General features: G+C 68.2%; 20 protein-coding genes and 1 riboswitch. Of the genes, 13 read left to right on the top strand and 7 right to left on the bottom strand.

Annotated features, from left to right (window positions below):
• Nucleotides 1–32 precede the first annotated feature (32 nt).
• The gene (locus tag J2X09_RS08000; RefSeq protein WP_204732270.1) at nt 33–1,025 is read left to right on the top strand and encodes a DNA topoisomerase IB; all 993 of its coding nucleotides are present in this window, start codon (nt 33–35) and stop codon (nt 1,023–1,025) included.
• A gap of 4 nt (nt 1,026–1,029) precedes the next feature.
• Here the strand turns inward: J2X09_RS08000 and J2X09_RS07995 are convergent, their stop codons facing one another.
• Genes J2X09_RS07995 through J2X09_RS07985 form a run of 3 tightly spaced genes read right to left on the bottom strand, consistent with a single transcriptional unit; the run spans nt 1,030 to nt 6,899 of the window.
• Nucleotides 1,030–2,475, bottom strand: a complete 1,446-nt coding sequence (locus tag J2X09_RS07995) for an efflux transporter outer membrane subunit (protein WP_204732271.1) — start codon at nt 2,473–2,475, stop codon at nt 1,030–1,032.
• Entirely contained in the window at nt 2,475–5,651 is a 3,177-nt protein-coding gene (locus tag J2X09_RS07990; protein WP_204732272.1) for an efflux RND transporter permease subunit, read from the bottom strand. Before J2X09_RS07990 ends, J2X09_RS07995 begins: the two co-directional genes overlap by 1 nt.
• Before the next feature lie 9 nt (nt 5,652–5,660).
• Nucleotides 5,661–6,899, bottom strand: a complete 1,239-nt coding sequence (locus J2X09_RS07985; protein WP_204732273.1) for an efflux RND transporter periplasmic adaptor subunit — start codon at nt 6,897–6,899, stop codon at nt 5,661–5,663.
• 300 nt (nt 6,900–7,199) lie between these two features.
• On the opposite strand from J2X09_RS07985, the gene J2X09_RS07980 reads away from it, so the two are divergent.
• Nucleotides 7,200–8,168 carry an SDR family oxidoreductase gene (locus J2X09_RS07980; protein ID WP_204732274.1) on the top strand — a complete coding sequence of 323 codons (969 nt, stop codon included), beginning with the start codon at nt 7,200–7,202 and terminating at the stop codon, nt 8,166–8,168.
• A gap of 12 nt (nt 8,169–8,180) precedes the next feature.
• Here J2X09_RS07980 and J2X09_RS07975 read toward each other — a convergent pair whose 3' ends face one another.
• From J2X09_RS07975 to J2X09_RS07960, 4 genes are read right to left on the bottom strand one after another with little or no spacing between them, the layout of a single operon-like run.
• On the bottom strand, nt 8,181–8,708 hold the full coding sequence (locus tag J2X09_RS07975) for a hemerythrin domain-containing protein (protein WP_204732275.1): 528 nt from the start codon (nt 8,706–8,708) through the stop codon (nt 8,181–8,183).
• A 26-nt stretch (nt 8,709–8,734) separates the two neighbouring features.
• Complete coding sequence (locus J2X09_RS07970) at nt 8,735–9,754, bottom strand: lysylphosphatidylglycerol synthase domain-containing protein (protein ID WP_204732276.1); 1,020 nt, start codon at nt 9,752–9,754, stop codon at nt 8,735–8,737.
• On the bottom strand, nt 9,751–10,965 hold the full coding sequence (clsB, locus tag J2X09_RS07965; RefSeq protein WP_204732277.1) for a cardiolipin synthase ClsB: 1,215 nt from the start codon (nt 10,963–10,965) through the stop codon (nt 9,751–9,753). The genes J2X09_RS07970 and clsB overlap by 4 nt, the downstream gene beginning before the upstream one ends.
• Nucleotides 10,962–11,681, bottom strand: a complete 720-nt coding sequence (locus J2X09_RS07960; RefSeq protein WP_310307939.1) for an endonuclease/exonuclease/phosphatase family protein — start codon at nt 11,679–11,681, stop codon at nt 10,962–10,964. The genes clsB and J2X09_RS07960 overlap by 4 nt, the downstream gene beginning before the upstream one ends.
• Nucleotides 11,682–11,955: 274 nt before the next feature.
• A riboswitch (guanidine-I (ykkC/yxkD leader) is annotated at nt 11,956–12,057 on the top strand.
• A gap of 50 nt (nt 12,058–12,107) precedes the next feature.
• On the opposite strand from J2X09_RS07960, the gene J2X09_RS07955 reads away from it, so the two are divergent.
• The 11 genes from J2X09_RS07955 to J2X09_RS07905 all read left to right on the top strand — a co-directional run bounded on the left by J2X09_RS07955 (nt 12,108) and on the right by J2X09_RS07905 (nt 21,305).
• Nucleotides 12,108–13,145 (top strand): ABC transporter substrate-binding protein, encoded by a 1,038-nt coding sequence (locus tag J2X09_RS07955; protein ID WP_204732279.1) that lies wholly within the window; start codon nt 12,108–12,110, stop codon nt 13,143–13,145.
• Nucleotides 13,146–13,222: 77 nt separating this feature from the next.
• Nucleotides 13,223–14,233 carry a fatty acid desaturase family protein gene (locus tag J2X09_RS07950; protein ID WP_204732280.1) on the top strand — a complete coding sequence of 337 codons (1,011 nt, stop codon included), beginning with the start codon at nt 13,223–13,225 and terminating at the stop codon, nt 14,231–14,233.
• Nucleotide 14,234: 1 nt separating this feature from the next.
• Nucleotides 14,235–15,014, top strand: a complete 780-nt coding sequence (locus J2X09_RS07945) for an SDR family NAD(P)-dependent oxidoreductase (protein WP_204732281.1) — start codon at nt 14,235–14,237, stop codon at nt 15,012–15,014.
• 125 nt (nt 15,015–15,139) lie between these two features.
• Complete coding sequence (locus J2X09_RS07940) at nt 15,140–15,895, top strand: SDR family NAD(P)-dependent oxidoreductase (RefSeq protein WP_204732282.1); 756 nt, start codon at nt 15,140–15,142, stop codon at nt 15,893–15,895.
• Nucleotides 15,892–16,803: a DMT family transporter gene (locus J2X09_RS07935; protein WP_310307937.1), complete on the top strand. Its 912-nt coding sequence runs from the start codon at nt 15,892–15,894 to the stop codon at nt 16,801–16,803. The genes J2X09_RS07940 and J2X09_RS07935 overlap by 4 nt, the downstream gene beginning before the upstream one ends.
• A 4-nt stretch (nt 16,804–16,807) precedes the next feature.
• The gene (locus J2X09_RS07930) at nt 16,808–17,587 is read left to right on the top strand and encodes a creatininase (RefSeq protein WP_204732283.1); all 780 of its coding nucleotides are present in this window, start codon (nt 16,808–16,810) and stop codon (nt 17,585–17,587) included.
• Nucleotides 17,584–18,243 carry a cysteine hydrolase family protein gene (locus J2X09_RS07925; RefSeq protein ID WP_204732284.1) on the top strand — a complete coding sequence of 220 codons (660 nt, stop codon included), beginning with the start codon at nt 17,584–17,586 and terminating at the stop codon, nt 18,241–18,243. The genes J2X09_RS07930 and J2X09_RS07925 overlap by 4 nt, the downstream gene beginning before the upstream one ends.
• Nucleotides 18,240–18,992: a hypothetical protein gene (locus J2X09_RS07920; protein WP_204732285.1), complete on the top strand. Its 753-nt coding sequence runs from the start codon at nt 18,240–18,242 to the stop codon at nt 18,990–18,992. Before J2X09_RS07925 ends, J2X09_RS07920 begins: the two co-directional genes overlap by 4 nt.
• Nucleotides 18,993–19,154: 162 nt before the next feature.
• Nucleotides 19,155–19,991 carry a transporter substrate-binding domain-containing protein gene (locus J2X09_RS07915; protein WP_204732286.1) on the top strand — a complete coding sequence of 279 codons (837 nt, stop codon included), beginning with the start codon at nt 19,155–19,157 and terminating at the stop codon, nt 19,989–19,991.
• 13 nt (nt 19,992–20,004) lie between these two features.
• Complete coding sequence (locus tag J2X09_RS07910; protein ID WP_204732287.1) at nt 20,005–20,652, top strand: amino acid ABC transporter permease; 648 nt, start codon at nt 20,005–20,007, stop codon at nt 20,650–20,652.
• Nucleotides 20,649–21,305 (top strand): amino acid ABC transporter permease, encoded by a 657-nt coding sequence (locus J2X09_RS07905; protein WP_204732288.1) that lies wholly within the window; start codon nt 20,649–20,651, stop codon nt 21,303–21,305. The genes J2X09_RS07910 and J2X09_RS07905 overlap by 4 nt, the downstream gene beginning before the upstream one ends.
• Nucleotides 21,306–21,319 lie beyond the last annotated feature (14 nt).

Genomic DNA, 21,319 nt, shown 5'->3' with positions numbered 1-21,319 from the left:
CACCCCGCGTGCGCGCCATGGACACTGGCGCCATGCCCGCGAAACTCACGTACGCCCATGACGACACCCCCGGCTGGCGCCGCATCAGGCGGGGTGGGGGCTTCGCGTATGTGAATGCCGCGGGTCGCGCCATCCGCGACGCACGCCAGATCGACCGCATCCGGCGCCTGGCCATTCCACCCGCCTACACCGAGGTGTGGATCTGCCCGAGCGAGCGCGGCCACATCCAGGCCACCGGTCGCGATGCTCGGGGTCGCAAGCAGTACCGGTACCACGCCGACTGGCAGGCCCAGCAGGAGCAGGAGAAGTTCGACCGCATGCGCGAGTTCGGCCGCAGCCTGCCGCGCATCCGCCGCGCCGTCACGCGCGATCTGAAAAGCCGCACCCTGACGCAGGACACGGTGGTGGCGGCCATCGTGCGGTTGCTGGACCGCACCGCGCTGCGCGTGGGCAACGCCGAATACGCGGCCGAGAACGGCTCCTTCGGTCTGACCACGCTGCGCGACCGGCACGTCCGCACGCGTGCCGACGAACTGGTGATCCAGTTCCGGGGCAAGAGCGGCGTAGAGCAGAAGGCCCGCGTCACCGACAAGGCCACCGCACGCATCGTGAAACGCTGCCAGGACCTCCCCGGGCAGCAGCTTTTCCAGTACATCAACGACGAGGGGCAACGGCGGCAGGTTCGCTCGAACCACGTCAACGACTACCTGCGCCGGGTCAGTGGCCACGATTTCACCGCCAAGGACTTCCGCACCTGGCACGCGAGCGTGATGGCACTGGAACTCACCGCTGGTCTGGCCCTCTCGACAACGCCCGGCGCGAAGCCGACGAATGCTGCCGTGGTCGAGATCGTGCGCCAGGTGGCCCGCCAGATCGGCAACACGCAGACTGTGTGCCGGCGCTTCTACATCCACCCCGCCGTGCTGGAGTCGATCCTGGACGGTCCGGCGAACAAGGAAAGCAGCAGCAGCACCGAGAGCGAGTTGCTGCGCCTGCTCTCGCGGCGCCGAAAGGCAGCCGCGTGAGCCCTCAGGACACCGGTGCGAGATTGCCGCCCAGCACCTTCCACAACGCCACACGGTTCGCCTGCTCGGACTGCCTCAGCGCGATAAGCGCCTGCTGCGCGGCGTACAGGCTGCGCTGCGCGTCGAGCACCGTCAGGTAGTTGTCCACGCCCGAGGTGAAGCGCGCCTCGGACAGCTGGAAGGCGCGCGCGTTCGCATCCACCACGGCCAGCTGTGCGTCCAGCCGCTGCTGCCATTGCGCGCGCTCGGCCAGCGCGTCGGACGCTTCCCGGAACGCCGTCTGGATGGCCTTCTCGTACTGCGCCACGGCAATGTCGCGGTTGGCCTGCGCCACATCGACGGAGGCCCGCGCGCTGCCGCCATCGAAGATGGGCCAGCGGATCTGCGGCACGAAGCTCCAGGTGTTGTTGCCGCTGCCGAACAGGTTGTCCAGCTCACGGCTGCCGGTGCCGATGCTGGTGCTCAGGGTGATGGTGGGGAACAGCGCCGCGCGCGCCGCCGCCACGTTGGCCGAGAGCGCCTGCAGGTTGAATTCGGAAGCCCGCACATCGGGACGCGCCAGCAGCAGGCTGGAAGGCAGCTCGGCCGGCAACGCCATCAGGCGGGCCGGCGCGGCGGCCGCCTCGGCGCGCAGCGTGTCGGCGTTCGGCAGCCACTCAGGGCGCAGGCCGCTGCCCACCAGGGCGTCGAGTGCGTTGCGGTCTTTCGCCACCTGGGTGGTGAAGGCCGCCACATCGCCACGCGCGGTTTCCACGGTGATGCGGTTCTGCGCCAGCACCAGGCCTGACGTGCTGCCCAGCTGGTGCATGCGCTCGGTGAGCTGGTAGGCCTTCTCGCGGCTGGCCAGCGTGTCGCGCGCCAGTGCCAGGCGCGCTTCGTTGGCGGCCAGATTGAGCCAGGCGTTGGTGACATCGGCCACCAGCGTGATGCGCACATTGAGCTGGTTCTCCTGCGATTGCAGGAACTGCTGCAGCGCCGCGTCGTTGAGGTTGCGCACACGCCCCCAGAAGTCGAGCTCGAAGCTGGTGATGGCGAGCTGCGCGGTGTACTGCGTGGACGTGGTCGACACGCCGGTGCTCGACAGATCGGCCGACGTGCGGCTGCGGCTGCCCTGCGCGGTGGCGGCCACGGTGGGCAGTTGCGCCGCACTGGTGATGCCGTACTGCGCACGCGCACGCTCGATACTGGACAGGGCCACGCGCAGGTCGCGGTTGTGGGTGAGGGCCTGTGCGATCGTCTGGCGCAGGCCCGGGTGCTGCACCCAGGCCAGGCGCTGCGCGATCTGCAACGACTCTGCACCGGTCTCGCCCGCGGCCAGCGGTTGGCCCAGCGTGGGCGCAACCACGCCCTGCACGTCGGGCTTCGCGGGCGGCTGCACGGCGCAGCCGGCCAGCAGCAACGCCGTGACCAGCGCAGACAAAGGAAGTCCCATGCTTCTGGTTGCACGCATCATGCTTCTCCCTGATGCGAGAGCGACGGCGCCGCCATGGGTGCAGGCTCCGCCGCTTTCGAACGGCGCCGGTTGACCCAGTTGCGCACCAGCAGGAAAAACACCGGCACGAAGAACAGCCCCAGCGCGGTGGACAGCACCGTGCCACCCAGCACCGCGGTGCCGATGGCCTGGCGGCTCGCTGCGCCCGGGCCGGTGCCAAGAGCCAGCGGCAGCACGCCGAAACCAAAGGCCAGCGAGGTCATGAGAATGGGGCGCAGGCGCCGGCGGACGGCTTCCAGGGTGGCGTCGAACACGCTTCTCCCCTGCTCCTGCAACTGCACGGCGAACTCAACGATCAGGATGGCGTTCTTGGACGCCAGGCCCACCGTGGTGAGCAGGCCCACCTGGAAGTACACGTCGTTCGACATGCCCCGGAAGTAAGTGGCCAGCAGCGCCCCCACCACACCGAGCGGCACGGCCAGGATCACCGAGAACGGCACGCTCCAGCTCTCGTACAGTGCCGCCAGGCAGAGGAACACGAACAGGATGGAGATGGCGTAGAGCAGCGGCGCCTGCGCGCCCGACTGGCGTTCCTGCAGCGACGCGCCCGTCCACTCATAACCGATGCCCGCCGGCATCTCGGCCATGATGGCCTCGACCGCGCGCATCGCTGCGCCCGAGCTCACGCCGGGTGCGGTGTTGGCGATCATCTCCATGGCCGGTGAACCGTTGTAGCGCAGCAGTTGCGGTGCGCTGCTGGTCCAGGCGGTGGAGGTGAAGGCCGACATGGGCACCATCTCGCCGCTGCGGTTGCGCACCGTCCACTGGCCGATGTCCTGCGGCAGCATGCGGTACGGCGCATCGCCCTGCACATAGACGCGCTTGACGCGGCCGTTGTGCACGAAGTCGTTCACGTACGAGCCCCCGATGGCACTGGAGAGCACCGCGTTGATGTCGCTCGTGGCCAGGCCCAGCGCCGCCGCCTTGCGGTCGTCGACCAGCACCTTGAGCTCCGAGGTGACGTCGAAGTCCGTCGTGCGCATGTTGGTGAGTTCCGGGTGCTCGCGGGCCAGCTCGATCACGCGGTCCTTCGCGGCGCGCAGCGCGTCGTTGCCCAGACCGTTGATGTCCTTGAGCATGAAGTTCACGCCAGCGTCCGAGCCGAGGCCGCGCACGGCCGGTGGTTGCGAAACGAAGATGCGCGCCGAGCGGATGCGAGAGAGATCGCGCGTGGCCTTGCGCGCGATGGCTTCAGCGCTCTGTTCCTGGTTCGGGCGGTCGTCCCAGGGCTTGAGGCGCACGAAGATCGTGCCCGAACTCTGGTTGCCGCTGTTGCCTGCCAGCGAGTTCACGCGCAGCACGTCGGGCTGGGCGATGAAGTAGCGCGTGATGTCCTGCAGCACCACTTCGAGCTGCGCGTCGGAGGAGCCGGCGGGCATGGTCACACTGGCGGTGATGAAGCCCTGGTCTTCGATCGGCAGGAACGAGGTCGGCAGCTTCTGGAACAGCAGCACCACGCCGCCAATGAGCAGTGCAAACACCAGCATCACGCGCTTGCTGCGCACCAGCAGCTTGCCCACAACACCCTGGTAGCGCGTGGCGTTGCGGTCGAAGCCGGCGTTGAAGCCACGGAAGAAGCGGTCGACCCAGCCCAGCAGGCCCTTGCGCGGCGGTGCTCCTTCGTGCAGGTGTTCGGTGGGCTTGAGAATGGTGGCGCACAGCGCCGGTGTGAGCGTGAGCGCCACCAGCACCGAGAACGCCATGGCCGAGACGATGGCGACGGAAAACTGCCGGTAGATCACACCCACCGAGCCGGAGAAGAACGCCATGGGAATGAACACCGCCGACAGCGTCAGGCCAATGCCCACCAGCGCGGGTGTGATCTCGGCCATGGACTTGATGGTCGCCTCCTTCGCGGGCAGGCCTTCCTGGTGCATCACGCGTTCCACGTTCTCCACCACCACGATGGCGTCGTCCACCAGCAGGCCGATGGCCAGCACCATGGCGAACATGGTCAGCATGTTGATGGAATAGCCCAGCACCGAAAGCACGCCGAATGTACCGAGCAGCACCACCGGCACGGCGATGGCGGGGATCAGCGTGGCGCGCAGGTTCTGCAGGAACACGTACATCACGATCACCACCAGCAGCATGGCCTCGGCCAGCGTGATGGCGACCTCCTTGATCGACGCGCGGACGTAGGGCGTGGAATCGGAGCTGATCACGCCGGTGATACCGTCGGGGAAAAACGGCGCAAGTTCGGCCATCTTGGCGTTGACGGCGTTGGCCACCGCCATGGCATTGGCGCCATCGGCCAGCACCACACCAATGCCGGCGCCCGGCTGGTTGTTCAGGCGCGACTTCACCGTGAGGTTGTCGGCATCCAGTTCCACGCGGGCCACATCGCCCACGGTGACCACCGATCCATCGGCGGCCGCCTTGAGCACGATGCCCTGGAACTCCTCGACCGTCTTGAGCTTGGTGCGCGCGGTGATCGTCGCGTTCAGCATCTGGTCCTTGACCGCGGGCAGCGCGCCCAGCTGGCCGGCCGAGACCTGGGCGTTCTGCGAGTTCAGCGCGGAGATGATGTCCGAAGGCATCAGCGCGAACTGCTCCAGCTTGCCAGGATCCATCCAGATGCGCATGGCATAGCTGGTGCCGAACACGCTCACGTCGCCCACGCCATCGATGCGCGAGATCACATCGACCACATTGCTGGTGATGTAGTCACCGATCGCCACCTGCGTCACCGACGGATCGGGTGAGGTGAACACATAGGTCATCAGGTTGTCCTGACCGCCCTTGTTCACGAACACACCCCGGCTCTTTACCGCCTCGGGCAGGCGGTTCATGGCGGTCTGCAGCCGGTTCTGCACCTGCACCTGTGCCACGTCGATGTCCGTGCCCGGGGCGAAGGTGAGCTGCGTGCGCGAGCGGCCGGCGGAGTCGCTGGTCGAGCTCATGTAGAGCACGTTGTCGATGCCCTTGAGCTGCTGTTCGATCACCTGCGTCACCGAGTCGGCCACGGTTTCGGCCGAGGCGCCGGTGTAGGTGGTGTTGATCGACACACGCGGTGGCGCGATGTCGGGGTACTGCTCCAGCGGCAGGGTGAAGATGGACATCGCTCCGGCGAGCATGACCACGATGGACAGCACCCATGCGAAGACGGGGCGGTGGATGAAGAAATGGGCCATGGTGCGCGATCAGGGCTTGGGCGCAGCGGAAGCCGCCGGCGCCTGACCGGCCGGTGTGGCGGGCTTGTCTTCGACCACCCGGTTGCCGTTCATGCGCATGGCCACTGGCGTCACGGCCTGACCGACACGGGCCTTCTGGAAACCGTCGACCATCACGCGGTCACCGGCCTTCAGGCCTTCGAGCACCAGCCACTGGGAGCCCAGCGCCTGGCCGAGCCGGATCGGGCGCTTCTCGATCTTGTTCTCGGCATTGATGATCTGCACGCTGGGCTTGCCCGCCGGGTCGCGCTGCACCGCCTGCTGGGGCAGCACGATGGCCTCGCTGGATTCACCGGTGGCCAGCTGGGCACGCACATACATGCCGGGCATCAGCAACCGGTCGGGGTTGGGAAACACCGCGCGCAGCGTGATCGCCCCGGTGGTCTGGCTCACGGTGGCGCCAGTGAACTGCAGCTTGCCCGCATGCGGGTACTGGCTGCCATCCTCCAGCGCCAGGCGCACCGGCGCGCCGCTGCTTTCGACCTTGCCGAACACGCCGGCCTGCCACTGACGGCGCAGCTCCAGCAGTTCCGAGCTGGACTGGGTGATGTCCACGTGGATGGGATCGAGCTGGCTGATGGTGGTCAGCGCCTGGGCCTGGTTCGCGGTGACCAGCGCACCTGGCAGCACCACGGAGAGTTCGGTCTGCCCGCTGATGGGCGCGGTGATGCGGCTGTACTGAAGGTTGATGCGGGCATTTTCCAGCGCCGCCTGTGCCACCGCCACATCGGCGGCCGACTGGGCCACCTGGGCCTGGCTTTCGTCGAAGACCTGGCGGCTGATGGCGTCGATCTTCACGAGCTCGGCGTTGCGCTCGGCATTGGTGCGGGCGGTCTGCGCGGTGGCACGCGCCCTGGCCAGGGCCGCCTCCGCGCTCTTGACGGAGGCCTCCAGGGTGCGCGAGTCGATCTGGTACAGCGGCTGCCCTGCCTTGACCATCGCGCCCTCGGTGAACAGGCGCTTTTGCAGGATGCCCGACACCTGGGGCCTCACTTCCGCGCTCTGCGAGGCCCGCGTGCGGCCCGCCAGCTCGGTGTGCAGGCCCTGGGTCTGCAGCACCACCGCGAGGTAACCCACCGGGGGGGCCGCCGGGGCGGCCGCAGGGGTCTTTTTGTCACCACAGGCGACCAGCGCCAGGACAGCGGCAACCAGAAGCCCGCCCGCCAGGAGGCGCGGCAGGCGGGACGTAACAGGAGTCGTCAATGGCATGGGAATCCAGGCAAAGCAGAGCGGGCGTGGGGTGAGAGCGCGCAAGCGCGCCGAGGTTCCGTGAGCGGAATGACCCGCGACCCGGCATTTTGCGCACGCGAACGTGTCTGGAATGTAAACGTCCCCGAAGCACCATGAAAAATCCACAATCCGAGAAAAACTGCATTCCTGACCGGGTCCGACCGATTTCATGTCCCGTTTGCGGCAGTTTTTACGCGCCGGTCGCCATCCCCCGGCGCAGGGCCCGGCACGCCCCATGCCGCTGAGGCCGTTCACCTCGTCACCACACAGGAGAACGCCATGCCCAGGACCACGCTCGAGAAACAGAAGTCCATCCACGAGACCCAGGATCGGCTCGACCAGCGGAAAAAGCGGGAACCGGCCACAACGAAGCGCCCACCCCAGACCGGTGCGCGCGCCCAGCCGACCCAGATGCCGACGCAACACATCCAGGCGGACGACACCGAGTCGGATCTCGAACTCGAACCCCGCTTCCTCGCGCCAGACTACCTGGGCAGCCAGAAGCTGCAGGGTCAGGTGGCGCTGATCACCGGCGGCGATTCCGGCATCGGCCGCGCGGTGGCGGTGCTGTTTGCGCGCGAGGGGGCCGACGTGGCCGTCACCTACCTCACCAACACCGAGGACGCCGAGGAAACGCGGCGCTGCGTGGAGGCCGAGGGACGCCAGTGCCTGCTGCTCCAGGGGGACGTGAAAGACCCCGCCTCGTGCGAACAGGCGGTGAACGACACCGTGAACACTTTTGGCAAGCTGAACGTGCTGGTCAACAACGCCGCGTTCCAGAAACATGCCGACTCGATCGAGGACATCGATGAGGACCGGCTGCGCGAGACCTGGGACACCAACCTGGGTGGCTATTTCCGCATGACGCGCGCCGCCCTGCCCCACCTGCGGGAAGGCGCCTGCATCATCAACACCGGGTCGGTGACGGGCCTGCGCGGCAGTGCCCACCTGCTGGACTATTCGGCCACCAAGGGCGCCATCCACGCCTTCACCAAATCGCTGGCGAGCAACCTGCTGCCGCGCGGCATCCGCGTCAACGCAGTCGCTCCCGGCCCGGTGTGGACGCCGCTCAACCCGACCGATCTGCCTGCCGAGAAGGTGGCGCAGTTCGGGGAGAAGACCGATTTCAGGCGCGCCGCCCAACCCGAGGAGCTCTCGCCAGCCTATGTCTTCCTGGCATCGCCGAGCTGTGCGGGCTACATCACCGGTGTGGTGCTGCCCGTCACCGGCAGCGTGGACGCGATCTGAGGGACGCCGGTCTCAGGCCGGTGCCACGGGGGATTCCGAGACCACCAGCTCCTCGCGGCGCTGGTCGATCTCGCCTTCCAGCCGGACCCAGTCCAGCGCCAGCCCGTCCAGCTTCTGGAACAGGTGGGTGTCCTCCCAGGCCATGTGCCGCATGGCGTGCTGGCACAGCGCCAGGAATCGCACGGCGTGGCGATCGTCATCGGGCCGGAGCGTGCGCAAAGGGTTGAGCAAGGCATGCAGGCCGGCCAGCCCCACCTCGGCGACGTCGACCGTGCGCCGGCCCACACCATCCATCGCGTCGCGCAGTGCCGGGTACAGCAGTTCCTGCTCCAGGGCGGCGTGCACCGTGAGTTCGTCGAGCACATGCGCCACCACGGCTTCGCGGGCGTCGGCTTCCATGACCGGATCGAGCTGCTCGAACTGGTGGCGGGCCTGCCAGACACGCCGGATATCGGACCGAAGCCCTTCCAGCACATGGATGCGCGCGGCGTGCGACACCTCATCGGGCATACGGTGACCAGGTTCGTCGTATGGGCTCATGAGCGTCCTTTCAGGAAAGGGAAGGGTCATCGGGCCGACCGCGTGCCGGCGGGCGCGCGCCGGGCCACGGCCTCGCTCCAGCCATAGGCCGGCAACGCCAGCACCAGAGGCAGCAGGTAATAGGCCGCGCGGTAGGCGAGCACGACCGCCAGCACCTCGGAGGTGGGCAGCGTGCCGGCGAGCACGGCCACGAACACCGCTTCCAGCACACCCAGGCCGGCGGGCACGTGGGTGATCACCCCGGCCACCGCGGCCATCAGCAAGGCGCCCAGCACCACCGGGTAGTCCACGCGCCCGGCAAACAGCACCCACACGATGGCGCCCATCAGCATCCAGCTCGCGCCACCGGCCATGGCCTGCACCACGGCCAGCCGGCCGTCGGGCAGTTCGAGTTCGTGCCCGCGCCACGCCAGCGTGCGCCGCCGCGACCACGTGCACAGCACCAGGTACAGCGCCGCGAGCGCGAACATGGCCGCGCCAATCATGCGCAGCAGCACGTCGCTCATCGCCCATTCGCCCGGCAGCTTCGGGGGCGCCCCCATCAGCACCACACCGGACACCCAGAAATAGCCCAGCCAGTTGGTGGTCATGCTCATGGCGATCACCTTGGCCACGGTGGCACCGCTCACGCCCCAGCGCGTGTACAGGCGCAGGCGCATGGCAAAACCGCCCACCAGCGCCCCGAAGTTCAGGTTGAACGCGTAGCTGATGGCCGCCGTGACCAGGGTGAGTTGCACCGACAGGCCATGGCGCGTGAGGTGTCGGCCCACGAGATCGAAGCCGGCGTACACCACATAGCTCACCGCCGCAATGCCGGCGGCCAGCGCCAGCCTTTCGGGCGACATCTTCTGCAGCGAGGTCCACACCTGCGGCCAGTCCACCGAACGCGCCTGCTGCGCCACCAGGGCGAGCACCAGCGCGGCCAGCGCCCAGGGGGCGATGCGTCTGGTCCACGTCCACGCGTTGCGCGCCAGCGGGCCCAGGGTGTTGCCGGCCCCCTGGGTACCACGAGCGGCCGCGCGGGAACGGCTGGATGCCGCGCTCATGCCGACGGCTCCGCGCTGATCGGCACCACCCGGGGTGTGCGCACCGACGAGGACTGCCGCATCCAGTCCGGGAAACGGCGCAAGGCGTGGAACACCACCATGCTGCGCACCACGATCCAGGCCGAGCGCAACCGCCCCGGCACAGGCAGCTCCACTCGCTGGCAGCATGTCTCCAGCAGGTCGTCGATGCGCTCGCGCAGGTGGCGCGCGAAGGCCTCGTCGCGCACGACCACGTTGGCCTCCAGGTTCAGGCTCAGGCTGGTCGGGTCGAGATTGCTCGATCCGACGGTGGCCCACTGGTCATCGATCACGGCCACCTTGCCATGCAGTGGGCGCTCGTTGTATTCATAGATGCGCACACCGGCACGGATCAGATGGCGGTAGAGCAGTTCACTCGCGCGCTTGACCCACAGCATGTCGGGCCGACCCTGCAGGAACAGGTCCACCTGCACGCCGCGACGTGCGGCGCGGCGCAGATCGCGCAGGAAGCGGTAGCCGGGGAAGAAATACGCGTTGGCGATCAGGATGCGCTTGCGCGCGCTGCGGATCGCGGCCCGGTAGTGGCGTTCGATGTCGGTGCGGTGGGCGTTGTTGTCGCGCGTGACGAAGGCGGCCAGCGCCCCATCGCCCGTCAGCTCTTCCACGCCCTGGCGGCGCAACGCCGCGCGCCAGCGCCTGAGCCACTGGCCGCGCGCCGGCTGGGGCGACTCGATATTGGCACGGCAGAACGCCTGGATCTGCCCCACCAGCGGGCCTTCGACCTCGACCGCGTAGTCCTGTTTGGACAGCTCGCCGTATTCCATCAGGTGGTCGATCGAGTAATTGATGCCGCCGACGAAAGCGACCTTGCCGTCCACCACCACGATCTTGTTGTGCATGCGGCGCAGCAGGTTCACGCGCGCCCCGAGCACGCGCTGCACCGGCTCGAAGGCCCGCAGCTGCACACCGGCGTCGAGCAGCGGCTTGGTGAACGATGCCGGCAGGTCGGGCGATCCCCAGCCATCCATGAGCACATGCACCTTCGCGCCGCGATGCGCGGCCTTGAGCAAGGCCTCGTGCAACTGTCGGCCCACCTTGTCGTCGAACAGGATGAAGGTCTCCAGCAGCACCTCCTTTTCAGCGGAGGCAATGGCTTCGAAGACGCGCGGGTAGTAGCCCTCGCCGTTTTCCAGCAAGGTCAGCTTGTTGCCAGGCACCCAATGGGAATTCATGCTGCGTGCTCCAGTTGGATATCGGCGGCCAGCGGGGCGTGGTCGGACAGCCGTGCCCAGGGCCGGCGCGGCATGGGCACCGGCAAGGCGCGCGCCACGCCACGCACATAGATGCGGTCCAGCCGCAACAGCGGAAAACCGGAAGGGAAACTGCGCGCGTGCTGCCCGTGGGCTTCACGGAACACCTCGCGCAGGCCGCTGGGCGCCAGCAGCTCGTCGGCGTTCAGCCGCCAGTCGTTGAAATCGCCGGCCAGCACCAGCGGTGCGTCGGCGGGCACGTGCCGGCTCACGATGTCGCGGATCAGGCCCAGCTGGTGGCGCCGGTGCGATTCGCGCAGGCCGAGGTGGGCGCACATCACATGCAGATCGCGCGCGCCATCGGGCACGTCGAGCACGCAATGCAGCACGCCGCGCGGCTCGCAGCCGGGAAGAGACAGGTCGTGGTTCTCGTTGTGCAGCACCGGGTAGCGCGACATGATGGCGTTGCCATGGTCGTGCCCCTCGGCCACCGCGTTGCGGCCATAGGCATGCTGGGGCCAGATCTCGTCGGCCAGGAATTCGTACTGCGCATCGCTCACGCCATTACCGCCTTTGACTTCCTGCAGGAACACCACGTCGCTGCCCATGGCGCGCACAGCCTCGCGCAGGCCGTGCAGCACGGATCGGGTGTTGAAAACGTCATAGCCTTTGTGGATGTTCACGGTCAGTACCTGCATGCACCCCATGCTAGGCACCGCCCCGTGCCCGGCTCTGTCGGACAACGCCGCGATCGCGTGTGGGCGTGCACCGGGCCAGCGGCGGGAGAACCCGCCACACGGAGGTCCGCACCAAGGCGGGGCAATGTCCTGCACCGGACGCGTCGCTCGACCGGCGCCCACCCTTGTTTTGGTGCACGGAGCGCGCCACGGGCCGGTCAAATCGCTGGCACGCTTTCTGCTCTTGTCAGACCAGCAAGAAGAGCGATCCGGGGTCATCCCGAGGCAGCTCGACACTCAGGTGCACTAGGGTTCCGACCGCAAGGTTTGCGGTGTCTGGTCCGAGAGTGTGCCGGCCTCATCGCAGGCTCCACGGAGGGATAAAAGCCCGGGAGAACGATCACAGATCGGTTCTTCCTGCGCGTCCCACCAACCAGGAGTCCTCTGATGAAAAGCACCGCTACCCCCGCATCCACCAGCCTGCGCTCCACGTCGCGGCGCCACCATTTCCTCAAGCCGGTTCTCGGCCTGGCCCTCTCGCTGGCCATGGCGGGCGCGTTCGCCCAGGCACCTGCCCCCATGAAGATCGCCACCGTGGTGTGGATCGGCTACGGCCCGTTCTACGTGGCCGAAGCGCTGGACCTCTACAAGAAATACAACCTCAAGGTGTCGCTGCAGGTGTTCAACGACCCGGCGCTGATTCCTGCCGCGATCGCCTCGGGCGCGGTGGACGGCGGCATGCTCACCTATGACCAGGTGGTGGGCCAGGTGGCCGCGGGTCGCAACATGAAGGTGGTGATGCCCATCGACTACTCCAACGGCGGCGACGCCATCGTGGCCGACAGCACCATCGCCAAGGTGGCAGACTTCAAGGGCAAGAAGATCGGCTACAACCCGCTCTCACCGAGCGACTTCCTGCTCTCGTATGCGCTCAAGACGGTGAACCTGACCGAGAAGGACATCACCCCCGTGAGCATGACGCCCGAATCGGTGCCGGCGGCCATGGCCTCGGGCCAGTTGCCTATTGGCGTGACCTACGAGCCCAGCCTGTCGCAGATCCTCGGCCAGGGCGGTGGCAAGAAGTTCAAGGTGGTGTTCTCCTCGAAGAACGCACCGGGCCTGATCGCCGACGTGCTGGTGTTCGACGACAAGGTCATCAAGGCCAAGCCGGCCGAGATCACCGGCATCATGAAGGCCTACCTCGACGGCATGGCCTACATGAAGTCCAAGCCCGCCGAGGCGCACAAGATCATCGGCAAGTTCATGGGCGTGTCCGCCGCCGAGGTGAAGGAGCAGCTCACCGGCGTCTACAACATCCCGCTGGCCGAGATGCCCAAGGCCTTCCTGCCGGCGAAGGAAACCACCTCGTACTACGCCAGCGGCGACATCATCGCGCAGCTGCTCAAGGCCAAGGGCCAGATCACCACGATCCCGGCCACCGAAGCCACGTTCGACGCCAGCCTCGTCAAGGCACTCGCCAAGTAAGCCGACCGGCGTGAAGACCGTGCCGGCGCCCGGTGGGCGCTGGCCCGACACGCCCCCACGTTTCCAAGAGCACTTCCATGAAACCCGTATTCCGCTATGAAGACGGCGTGTGGCCCAACGTCGCGGCCATCGCTTTCACGGTGATCGGCTGGCCTGTCGGCATCGCCTTGCTGGGGCAGGCCAGCGGCTGGCTCAATGCACTGGGCGTGCTGCTGGTGGCGCAGACGCTGGTGTGGTCTGCCTACTTCATCCACGAGTTCGCACACCACGCCATCTTCCGCACCGGCCCGGCCAACGAACGCTGGGGTGCGCTGATGAGCTGGATCAATGGCAGCTGCTTCGCCAGCTTCACCGACCTGCGCCGCAAGCACATGCGGCACCACGTCGAACGCGCCGACGTGATCACCTTCGACGCGCAGGCCTTCCTGCGCGCGCACCCCCTCATCCGCCGCACCGTGCTGGCGCTGGAATGGGCTTACATCCCGGCGGTGGAATTCGTCATGCGCGGCTATGTGATCGCCCTGCCTTTCATCAGCGAGAAAAAGCGCGCCGCGCGCGGCCGTGTGGTGGCCATCGCGATCGTTCGCATCGCCGCCTTCGCGCTGCTGGGCTGGTGGTCGCTCAAGGCCCTGTTCCTGTATGCGCTGGCCTACCTGATCTTTGTCACCGTGCTGCGCTTTGCAGATTGCTTCCAGCACACCTACGACGCCTACCCGATCCTGGACGACACCCCGATCCCGAAGGACAAGGTGCGCGACCGCGTCTACGAACAGGCCAACACCTTCAGCGACGTGGTGAGTCTGGACGCGAAGTGGTTCAACCTGGTGTGGCTGAACTTCGGCTTTCACAACGCCCACCACGAACGCCCCACCGCACCCTGGTACCGCCTGCCCGCATTCCACCGCGAGCTGTACCCCGACGACTACGCCCAGGTGATCACGGTGCGCGAACTGCTGCGCAGCTTCCACATCAACCGCGTCAAGCGCGTGCTGGCCGCCAACTACGGCGTGGTGCAGCCGGCCGGCACACCGGGCCGCGCGGACGGATTCCTCGGCGCGGTCGGTGTTTCGTTTCTCACAGCCGTCTGACATGCGCTCTCCCGACTACGGGCTGCAGGGCAAGACCGTGCTGATCACCGGCGCGGCCGGTGGCATCGGCAACGCCCTGGCGCGCGCGTTCGCGGCGCAGGGTGCACGGCTGATGCTGCTGGACCGCGCGGGCACCGGCTTGCACGGCCTCTGCGCCGAACTCGGCGCCATTGAGGCCGAGTGCGACCTGGGCGACACGGCGCAGGTGGCCGGCGTGGCGGCGCTGGTGCGCGAACGCTGGGGCATGCTCGACGTGCTGGTGAACAACGCGGGCACCGAATACCCCACACCGCTGGCCGACGACGCGCCCGACGCGATGGCGCGCTGGGCCGGCCTGCTGGACAACAACGTGAGCTCGATGGTGCGCCTCACGCAGGCCCTGCTGCCCCTGTTGCCGCGCGGCGCCAGCGTGATCAACCAGAGTTCCATCTGGGGCCGCATCGGCGTGGCCGGCTTCTCGGCCTATGCCGCGAGCAAGCACGCGGTGGTGGGCCTGACGCGCTCGCTCGCACTGGAGCTGGGCCCGCGTGGCATCCGCGTCAACGCCGTCTGCCCCGGCTGGGTGCGCACCGCCGCCGCGCTGCGTTCGCTCACGGCCATGGCGCAGGAACAGGGCCGCAGCGAGGCCGAGGTGGAACACGAAATTCTGTCGAAACAGGCGGTGCCGGTGATGCTCACACCCGAAGACCTCGCGGGGGTGTTTCTTTTTCTGGCCAGCAGCGGCGCCACACCACTCACCGGGCAGTGCCTGGTGGCCAGCCACGGCGAGGTGATGGCATGAAGGGCCGCCCCACCCCGCTCCCGGCTCCGCCCGCCACCCCCTCAAGGGGGCCCCACCTGCGGCCCGGCAAAGCCGGTTCCGCGGTGTGACCTTGAGGGAGAACCCATCCGCTTCAGGCGCCTGACATGTCACCCACCACAAGTCTTTCTCTCGCGGGGAAAACCGCACTCGTCACTGGCGCGGCCACCGGCATCGGCCGGGCCATCGCGCAGATGTTCGCGCAAGCCGGTGCGCGTGTGGTGGTGAACCACCTGCACCAGCCCGAGGCGTCGCGTGCCGTGGTGCGCGCCATCGCGGATGCGGGTGGCGATGCCTTCGCCATCGACGCCGACGTGGCCCGGGCAGCCGAGGTGCGGCGCCTCATGGACGAGGCGGGCGAGGTGCACATCCTCGTCAACAACGCCGGCATCATCCAGGAGCGCGCCTTCCTGGACACCACGGAAGAAGACTGGGACCGCGTGCTCGACGTCGACCTGAAGGCGGTGTTCCTCACCTCGCGCGCGGCGCTGCCCGGCATGGTGGCGCGCGGAAGCGGCGTCATCGTCAACCTCGCGTCGGACCTCGGCATCCTCGGCCGCGAGATGTACGCGCCCTACTGTGCCGCCAAGGCCGGCGTGATCGGCCTCACGCGTTCGCTCGCGCGCGAGTTCGCACCGCATGGCATCCGCGTCAACGCCATCGCCCCGGGCCCGGTGAACACCGCCATGGTCTCGCTGGAGAACATGAGCCCCGAATGGATGGAGAAGGAGCTGGCCATCCCGCAGCACCGTGTGGCCGAGCCCGAGGAGATCGCCGCCACGGCGCTGTTCCTTGCGTCCGACCTCTCGCGCTTCTACTGTGGCCAGGTGCTGGGACCCAACGGCGGATCGGTGATGCCGTGAACCTGAACCGGCCTTCTGACCGCCTCGCAGCAGGCGTGCTGCTGTTCTCTGCCTCGCTCTGGGGCCTGTCGTGGATGCCGCTCAAGTGGTTCTCCGCGCAGGGCCTGAGCGGGCCGATGGTGTCGCTGGTCTCCTATGGTGCGGTGGCCTTGTGCACGCTGTGGCTCGTCTGGCGCGATCGCGCCGCATGGCGGGCACAGTGGGTGGCGCTGCTGGCCATTGCGCTGGTGGGTGGCTGGGCGAACACCTCGTTCGTCAACGCGCTGATGGTGGGCGACGTGGTGCGGGTGATGTTCCTGTTCTACCTCTCGCCGGTGTGGTCGGTGCTGGGCGGCTGGCTGTTCCTGAAGGAGCGTATCCCCCCCACGCGCTGGGCCGCTGTCGTGGCGGCCATCGTCGGGCTCTGGCTGGTGCTGGGCGGCCCGGGTGGGCTGGACCTCTCGCTCTCTCTGTCGGACGGCCTCGCGCTGTTCGCAGGGCTCGCCTATGCGGGCAACAACCTGATCGCCCGCGCGGCGCAGGCCGTGCCACTGCGCAGCAAGACCATTGCCATCTTCATCGGCTGCGGCGTGATCTCGCTGCTGATCGCCCTCGCATCCGGCCAGCGGGCGCCCGCCTTGTCCACCAGCACCTGGCTCGCGGTGCTGGCGTACGGCTTCATCTGGCTGCTGCTGGCCACCGCCACCTGGCAGTTCGGCGTGACGCACCTGGAAAGCAGCCGGGCCGGCGTGATCCTGCTGGCCGAACTGGTGGTGGCCGTGCTCACCGCGCTCTGGTTCGGTGGTGAATCGCTCACACCCATGGGCTGGGCCGGCGGCACGCTCATTGCTGTGGCTGCCCTGGTGGAGGCGCTCGACAGCGGCCGCGCACCCCCACCCGAACCACGACCCGCAACAACAGGAGGATGACCCGATGACCGACACCGTGTGGATGAACCAGCTTTCCTGGGTGGACTACCAGGCCCGTGTGCAGCGCGACCAGCCACCCGTGCTGCTGCCCGTGGGCGCCCTCGAGCAGCACGGCCCGCACCTGCCCTTGGGCACCGACGGCCTGCTCTCCAGCGCCGTGGCGGCCGACACCGCCGCGCGCGTGGGCGGTCTGGTCGCCCCCACGCTGAGCTACGGCTACAAGTCGCAGCCCAAGTGCGGCGGCGGCCAGCATTTCTGCGGCACCACCAGCGTGGACGCCGCCACCCTCATCGGCCAGGTGCGCGACGCGGTGCGTGAGTTCGCGCGGCACGGCCTCACGAAGCTGGTCATCGTCAACGGCCACTACGAGAACCAGTGGTTCCTGATCGAAGGCATCGACCTCGGGCTGCGCGACCTGGGACCGGGTGCGAAGCTGCAGGTGATGCGCCTGGAGTACTGGGACTTCATGACGCCCGACACGCTGGGCGACGTGTTCCCCGACGGCTTTCCCGGCTTCGCGCTGGAGCACGCTGCCGTGCTGGAGACGTCCATGATGTTGCACTACCACCCCAGCCTGGTGCGCATGGACCTGCTGCCCGACGACGGCCCGGCCGATTTCCCGCCCTACGACATGTACCCACCGCGCACCGACTGGGTGCCCGCTTCCGGCGTGCTCTCGTCGGCCAGAGGTTCGGACGCCACCAAGGGCAGGCTGCTCGCCGATGAAGTGGCGCGCCGCATGGCCGAGGCCATTGCCAGCGGTTTCGAAAGGCCCGCCGTATGAGCGCGACGACCACGGCGCTCGTCGTCATCGACATGCAGCGCGATTTCTGCAGCCCCGGGGGCTACGCGCACACCGCCGGCATGGACGTGCAACGCCTGCGCGAACCGATCGCCCACATCCAGCAACTGCTCAAGGCCGCGCGCGCCGCCGGCCTGCTCGTGGTGCACACGCGCGAAGGCCACCTGCCCGACCTCTCCGACTGCCCGCCCACCAAGATGGCACGCAGCGTGGCGGCCGGTGCGCCCATCGGCAGCCAGGGGCCGCTGGGCCGCCTGCTGGTGCGGGGCGAACAGGGCCACGACTTCGTGGACGCCCTGCGCCCCGCGAGCGACGAGGTGGTGATCGACAAGCCCGGCTACGGTGCGTTTCACGCCACGCGGCTCGGGCAGGTGCTGGCCGCGCACGGCGTCGAAAACCTCGTCCTCTGCGGCGTGACCACCGAGGTATGCGTGCACTCCACCCTGCGCGAAGCGGTGGACCGGGGCTACGCCTGCACCACCGTGGGCGACGCCACCGCCGCCAGCCACCCGGACCTGCAGGCCCCGGCGCTGGCCATGATCGGCGTGGAAGGCGGCATCTTCGGCCGCGTGCGCAGCACCGCCGAGGTGGTGGCCGAACTCGCCGCGCTCGGCACGCCCATGACCACCGCCCCATGAGCGACACCATCCCCGGCCGCTACCACGGCGTGTGGCAACGCACGCTGCTGGAAACACCCGAGGAACGGGACACCACCACCTGGGTGCGCTGGCTGCAGACCGGGCTGTGGCATGGCGACCTGCGTGTGCCCGCCGATGCCGACCGCACCACGCCGCAAGGCCGCGCGCAGCAGCAGGGCTTTGGTGGCACCACCGCCATCACACGACCGGCACCGCACCAGCCCGAGGTCTGCACCTGGCAGCGCACCATCGATTTCCAGCCCCCACGCAGCACACCCGATGCCGGGCACATGGTGTTCGAGACGTCCGAGCGCGTGATCGAGACCGGCATTCACGGCACCTACCTCGAGGTGTGGGAACGCCTGCCCGGTTCCGTGGGCCGGCGCATCGCACTCGCCCGGCTCGGCGCCGATGGCCAGCCCACGTCGGAACGCCTGCTGGTGAGTGGCGACTACCTGATGCGCCTGCGCCCCCGCAAGCTGGCCTGGCCGGCAGACACCGCGCCCGACGAGACCCTGGGCACCCTGGTGCTGCGCCACGCCGACGCCACCGGTGCCCTGCTCGATTTCGAGATCGCCTTCGGCCGCTGGAGCGAAGGCCTGTGGACGGTGGAGCGCGCGTCGATGCCCGCGCTGGAAGGCGCCACCCTGCCCTGCGTGATCGACCGCCTGAGCGGAGCCGAGGCGCGCGTGGTGCTCGGCGGTTCGCCGTCGAACTGGCGCGTGCTGGAGTGGCACGCACCCGGCTGAGGCAGCGCGCCGCACCGCCTCCGTGCGCCCGCGCGCGCATGCACCGCCCCATCGGCGGCTGGGGTGGGTTCGCCCCGGGGAAGGCGGTTTTCCGGATGGTTCCATGGGCATGCAACTTGCGCTGAGGGTGCCACGACCCACCCCGTTCAACAGGAGCTCACCATGCCATCCACCCCTTCGTTCCACCGCCGCGGCCTGCTTGCCGCCCTGTTGCTGCCGCTCGCGCTGTGGGCCGGCACCGCACAGGCCGCCGATCTCGCCGAGATCAAGAAGCGCGGCTACCTCGTCGTCGTCACCGAAGACGACTTCAAGCCCTTCGAATTCATCAAGGACGGCAAGCCCACCGGCTTCAACCACGAGATGGTCGACGCGCTGCGCAAGTACGCGCCGTTCGAGATCCGCCAGGAAATCCTGCCCTGGCCCGGCATCCTCGCGGGCGTGGCCACCGGCAAGTACGACATCGCCATCAGCGCCATCCTCATGACGAAGGAGCGCACGCAGTCGCTGGACTTCACCAGCCCCATCGCCGACGCCACGCACTACTACGTCAAGCGCAAGGACGACGGCAGCATCAAGTCCATCAAGGACCTGAACGGCAAGACCGTGGGCGTGCAGACCGGCAGCGCCTTCCTGAGCCGGTTGCCCGAGCTGCAGGCCATGCTCGCCAAGGACGGCGGCAAGATCGGCAAGGTCGTGGAGTACGCGTCCTACCCCGAGGCCTACCAGGACCTGGCGCTCAAGCGCACCGACTACGTCATCAACACCGTCATCAACCTGAAGGCACTGGTGGCCGAGAAGCCCGGCGTGTTCGAGCTGGGCCAGGCGGTGTCGGGCGCGTCTTACCCGGCCTGGGCCATGAAGAAGGGCAACACCGAGCTGCAGAAGTTCATGAACGAATTCATCGCCGCGCAGAAGGCCAATGGCGTGATGCCCGCGCTGCAGAAGAAATGGTTCGGCGAAGCCTTCAACCTGCCGGTGAGCTACACGCCGGTGCACTGAACCTCCGAAGCCGATGAGCACGGCCGATGTGCTGACGATCTTCAGCGGCGCGTGGACCACGCTGCTGCTCTCGCTCGCGGGCATCGCGCTGGGCCTGCCACTGGGCCTGGGTCTGGCGCTCATCCGCTGGGCCCGGGTGCCGCTGCTCAACCCCCTGGTGGCGGTGTACGTGAGCCTGCTGCGCGCCACGCCGCTGGTCACGCTGGTGCTGCTGCTGTTCTTCGCGTTGCCCAGCGCGGGCATTTCCCTTGGCCCCGTCACCGCCGGCCTGCTGGCGCTCACGCTCAACACCTCGGCCTTCAACTGCGAGGTGTGGCGCGCTGCGCTGCTGGACTTGCCGAAAGACCAGATCGAAGCGGCGCAATCGGTGGGCATGGGGCGTGTGCTGCGCCTGCGCCGCATCGTGCTGCCGCAGATCGCGCGCACCGCCCTGCCCGGCCTCATCAACGAGATGTCGCTGCTGATCAAGCTCACGCCGGTGCTGGCCGTGGTGGGTGTGGTGGACATCACGCGCGCCGCCGTGCGCATCGGCGCGCAGACCTATGAGCCGCTGCCGCCGTTTCTGGTGGCGCTGGCGATCTACATGCCCATCGTCTTCACGCTGGTGAGCGTGCAGCGCTGGGTGGAGCGCCGGATGGCGCGGCGCGAGGCCGCCGCATGATGCAGGACTTCGCCACCGTGTGGTCGGAGCGCGCGCTGCTGTTCTCCGGCCTGGGCAACACCGTGATGCTCACCCTGCTCTCGGCGCTGGCCGGGCTGGCACTGGGTGCCCTGCTGTCCATGCTGCTGATGAGCCCGCGCCGCGTGTTGTCAGCGCCCGCCAAGGTGTTCGTGGACGCGGCGCGCTGCACGCCCTTCCTGCTGTTCGCCTACATCGTCTACTACGGCCTGCCCTCGCTGGGCCTGCAATTCGACGCCTGGAGCGCCGGCCTGGTGGCGCTCACCATCTACCACTCGGCCTACATGGCGGAGATCCTGCGCGCCGCCTGGTCCGCACTGCCACGCGCGCCGGTGGAAGCCGGCATCGCCTTCGGCTACCACGGCTTCGGCCTGTTCCGCCGCATCGTGCTGCCATCGCTCGCGCTGTCGTCGGCGCCGGTGCTGGGCAACCAGGTGATCCAGATCATCAAGGACAGCGCCTTCCTCACCATCATCACGCTGCCGGAACTCACCAACGCGGTGAACTCCATCCAGTCGCGCCACTTCATTCCCTTCGCCGCCTTCGTCACCGCTGTGCTGCTGTACTGGGCGCTGTGCCTGGTGGTGGAGGCCGGCGTGTCCGCCGTCGGCCGCATGGCCGAGGCGCGCCGCTGAACGACCCACCCGCC

Source organism: Hydrogenophaga laconesensis (assembly GCF_031457235.1).
Lineage (GTDB): Bacteria > Pseudomonadota > Gammaproteobacteria > Burkholderiales > Burkholderiaceae_C > Hydrogenophaga > Hydrogenophaga laconesensis.
Note: the sequence above shows the minus strand (reverse complement) of the source record. Positions and strands in the feature narration are given on the sequence as shown.

What these genes read in the sequence shown, in the direction of transcription:
- J2X09_RS08000 (WP_204732270.1), top strand. Translation starts at nt 33, where the DNA reads ATGCCCGCGAAACTCACGTACGCCCATGACGACACCCCCGGCTGGCGC.
- J2X09_RS07995 (WP_204732271.1), bottom strand. Translation starts at nt 2,475, where the DNA reads ATGCGTGCAACCAGAAGCATGGGACTTCCTTTGTCTGCGCTGGTCACG.
- J2X09_RS07990 (WP_204732272.1), bottom strand. Translation starts at nt 5,651, where the DNA reads ATGGCCCATTTCTTCATCCACCGCCCCGTCTTCGCATGGGTGCTGTCC.
- J2X09_RS07985 (WP_204732273.1), bottom strand. Translation starts at nt 6,899, where the DNA reads ATGCCATTGACGACTCCTGTTACGTCCCGCCTGCCGCGCCTCCTGGCG.
- J2X09_RS07980 (WP_204732274.1), top strand. Translation starts at nt 7,200, where the DNA reads ATGCCCAGGACCACGCTCGAGAAACAGAAGTCCATCCACGAGACCCAG.
- J2X09_RS07975 (WP_204732275.1), bottom strand. Translation starts at nt 8,708, where the DNA reads ATGAGCCCATACGACGAACCTGGTCACCGTATGCCCGATGAGGTGTCG.
- J2X09_RS07970 (WP_204732276.1), bottom strand. Translation starts at nt 9,754, where the DNA reads ATGAGCGCGGCATCCAGCCGTTCCCGCGCGGCCGCTCGTGGTACCCAG.
- clsB (WP_204732277.1), bottom strand. Translation starts at nt 10,965, where the DNA reads ATGAATTCCCATTGGGTGCCTGGCAACAAGCTGACCTTGCTGGAAAAC.
- J2X09_RS07960 (WP_310307939.1), bottom strand. Translation starts at nt 11,681, where the DNA reads ATGCAGGTACTGACCGTGAACATCCACAAAGGCTATGACGTTTTCAAC.
- J2X09_RS07955 (WP_204732279.1), top strand. Translation starts at nt 12,108, where the DNA reads ATGAAAAGCACCGCTACCCCCGCATCCACCAGCCTGCGCTCCACGTCG.
- J2X09_RS07950 (WP_204732280.1), top strand. Translation starts at nt 13,223, where the DNA reads ATGAAACCCGTATTCCGCTATGAAGACGGCGTGTGGCCCAACGTCGCG.
- J2X09_RS07945 (WP_204732281.1), top strand. Translation starts at nt 14,235, where the DNA reads ATGCGCTCTCCCGACTACGGGCTGCAGGGCAAGACCGTGCTGATCACC.
- J2X09_RS07940 (WP_204732282.1), top strand. Translation starts at nt 15,140, where the DNA reads ATGTCACCCACCACAAGTCTTTCTCTCGCGGGGAAAACCGCACTCGTC.
- J2X09_RS07930 (WP_204732283.1), top strand. Translation starts at nt 16,808, where the DNA reads ATGACCGACACCGTGTGGATGAACCAGCTTTCCTGGGTGGACTACCAG.
- J2X09_RS07925 (WP_204732284.1), top strand. Translation starts at nt 17,584, where the DNA reads ATGAGCGCGACGACCACGGCGCTCGTCGTCATCGACATGCAGCGCGAT.
- J2X09_RS07920 (WP_204732285.1), top strand. Translation starts at nt 18,240, where the DNA reads ATGAGCGACACCATCCCCGGCCGCTACCACGGCGTGTGGCAACGCACG.
- J2X09_RS07915 (WP_204732286.1), top strand. Translation starts at nt 19,155, where the DNA reads ATGCCATCCACCCCTTCGTTCCACCGCCGCGGCCTGCTTGCCGCCCTG.
- J2X09_RS07910 (WP_204732287.1), top strand. Translation starts at nt 20,005, where the DNA reads ATGAGCACGGCCGATGTGCTGACGATCTTCAGCGGCGCGTGGACCACG.
- J2X09_RS07905 (WP_204732288.1), top strand. Translation starts at nt 20,649, where the DNA reads ATGATGCAGGACTTCGCCACCGTGTGGTCGGAGCGCGCGCTGCTGTTC.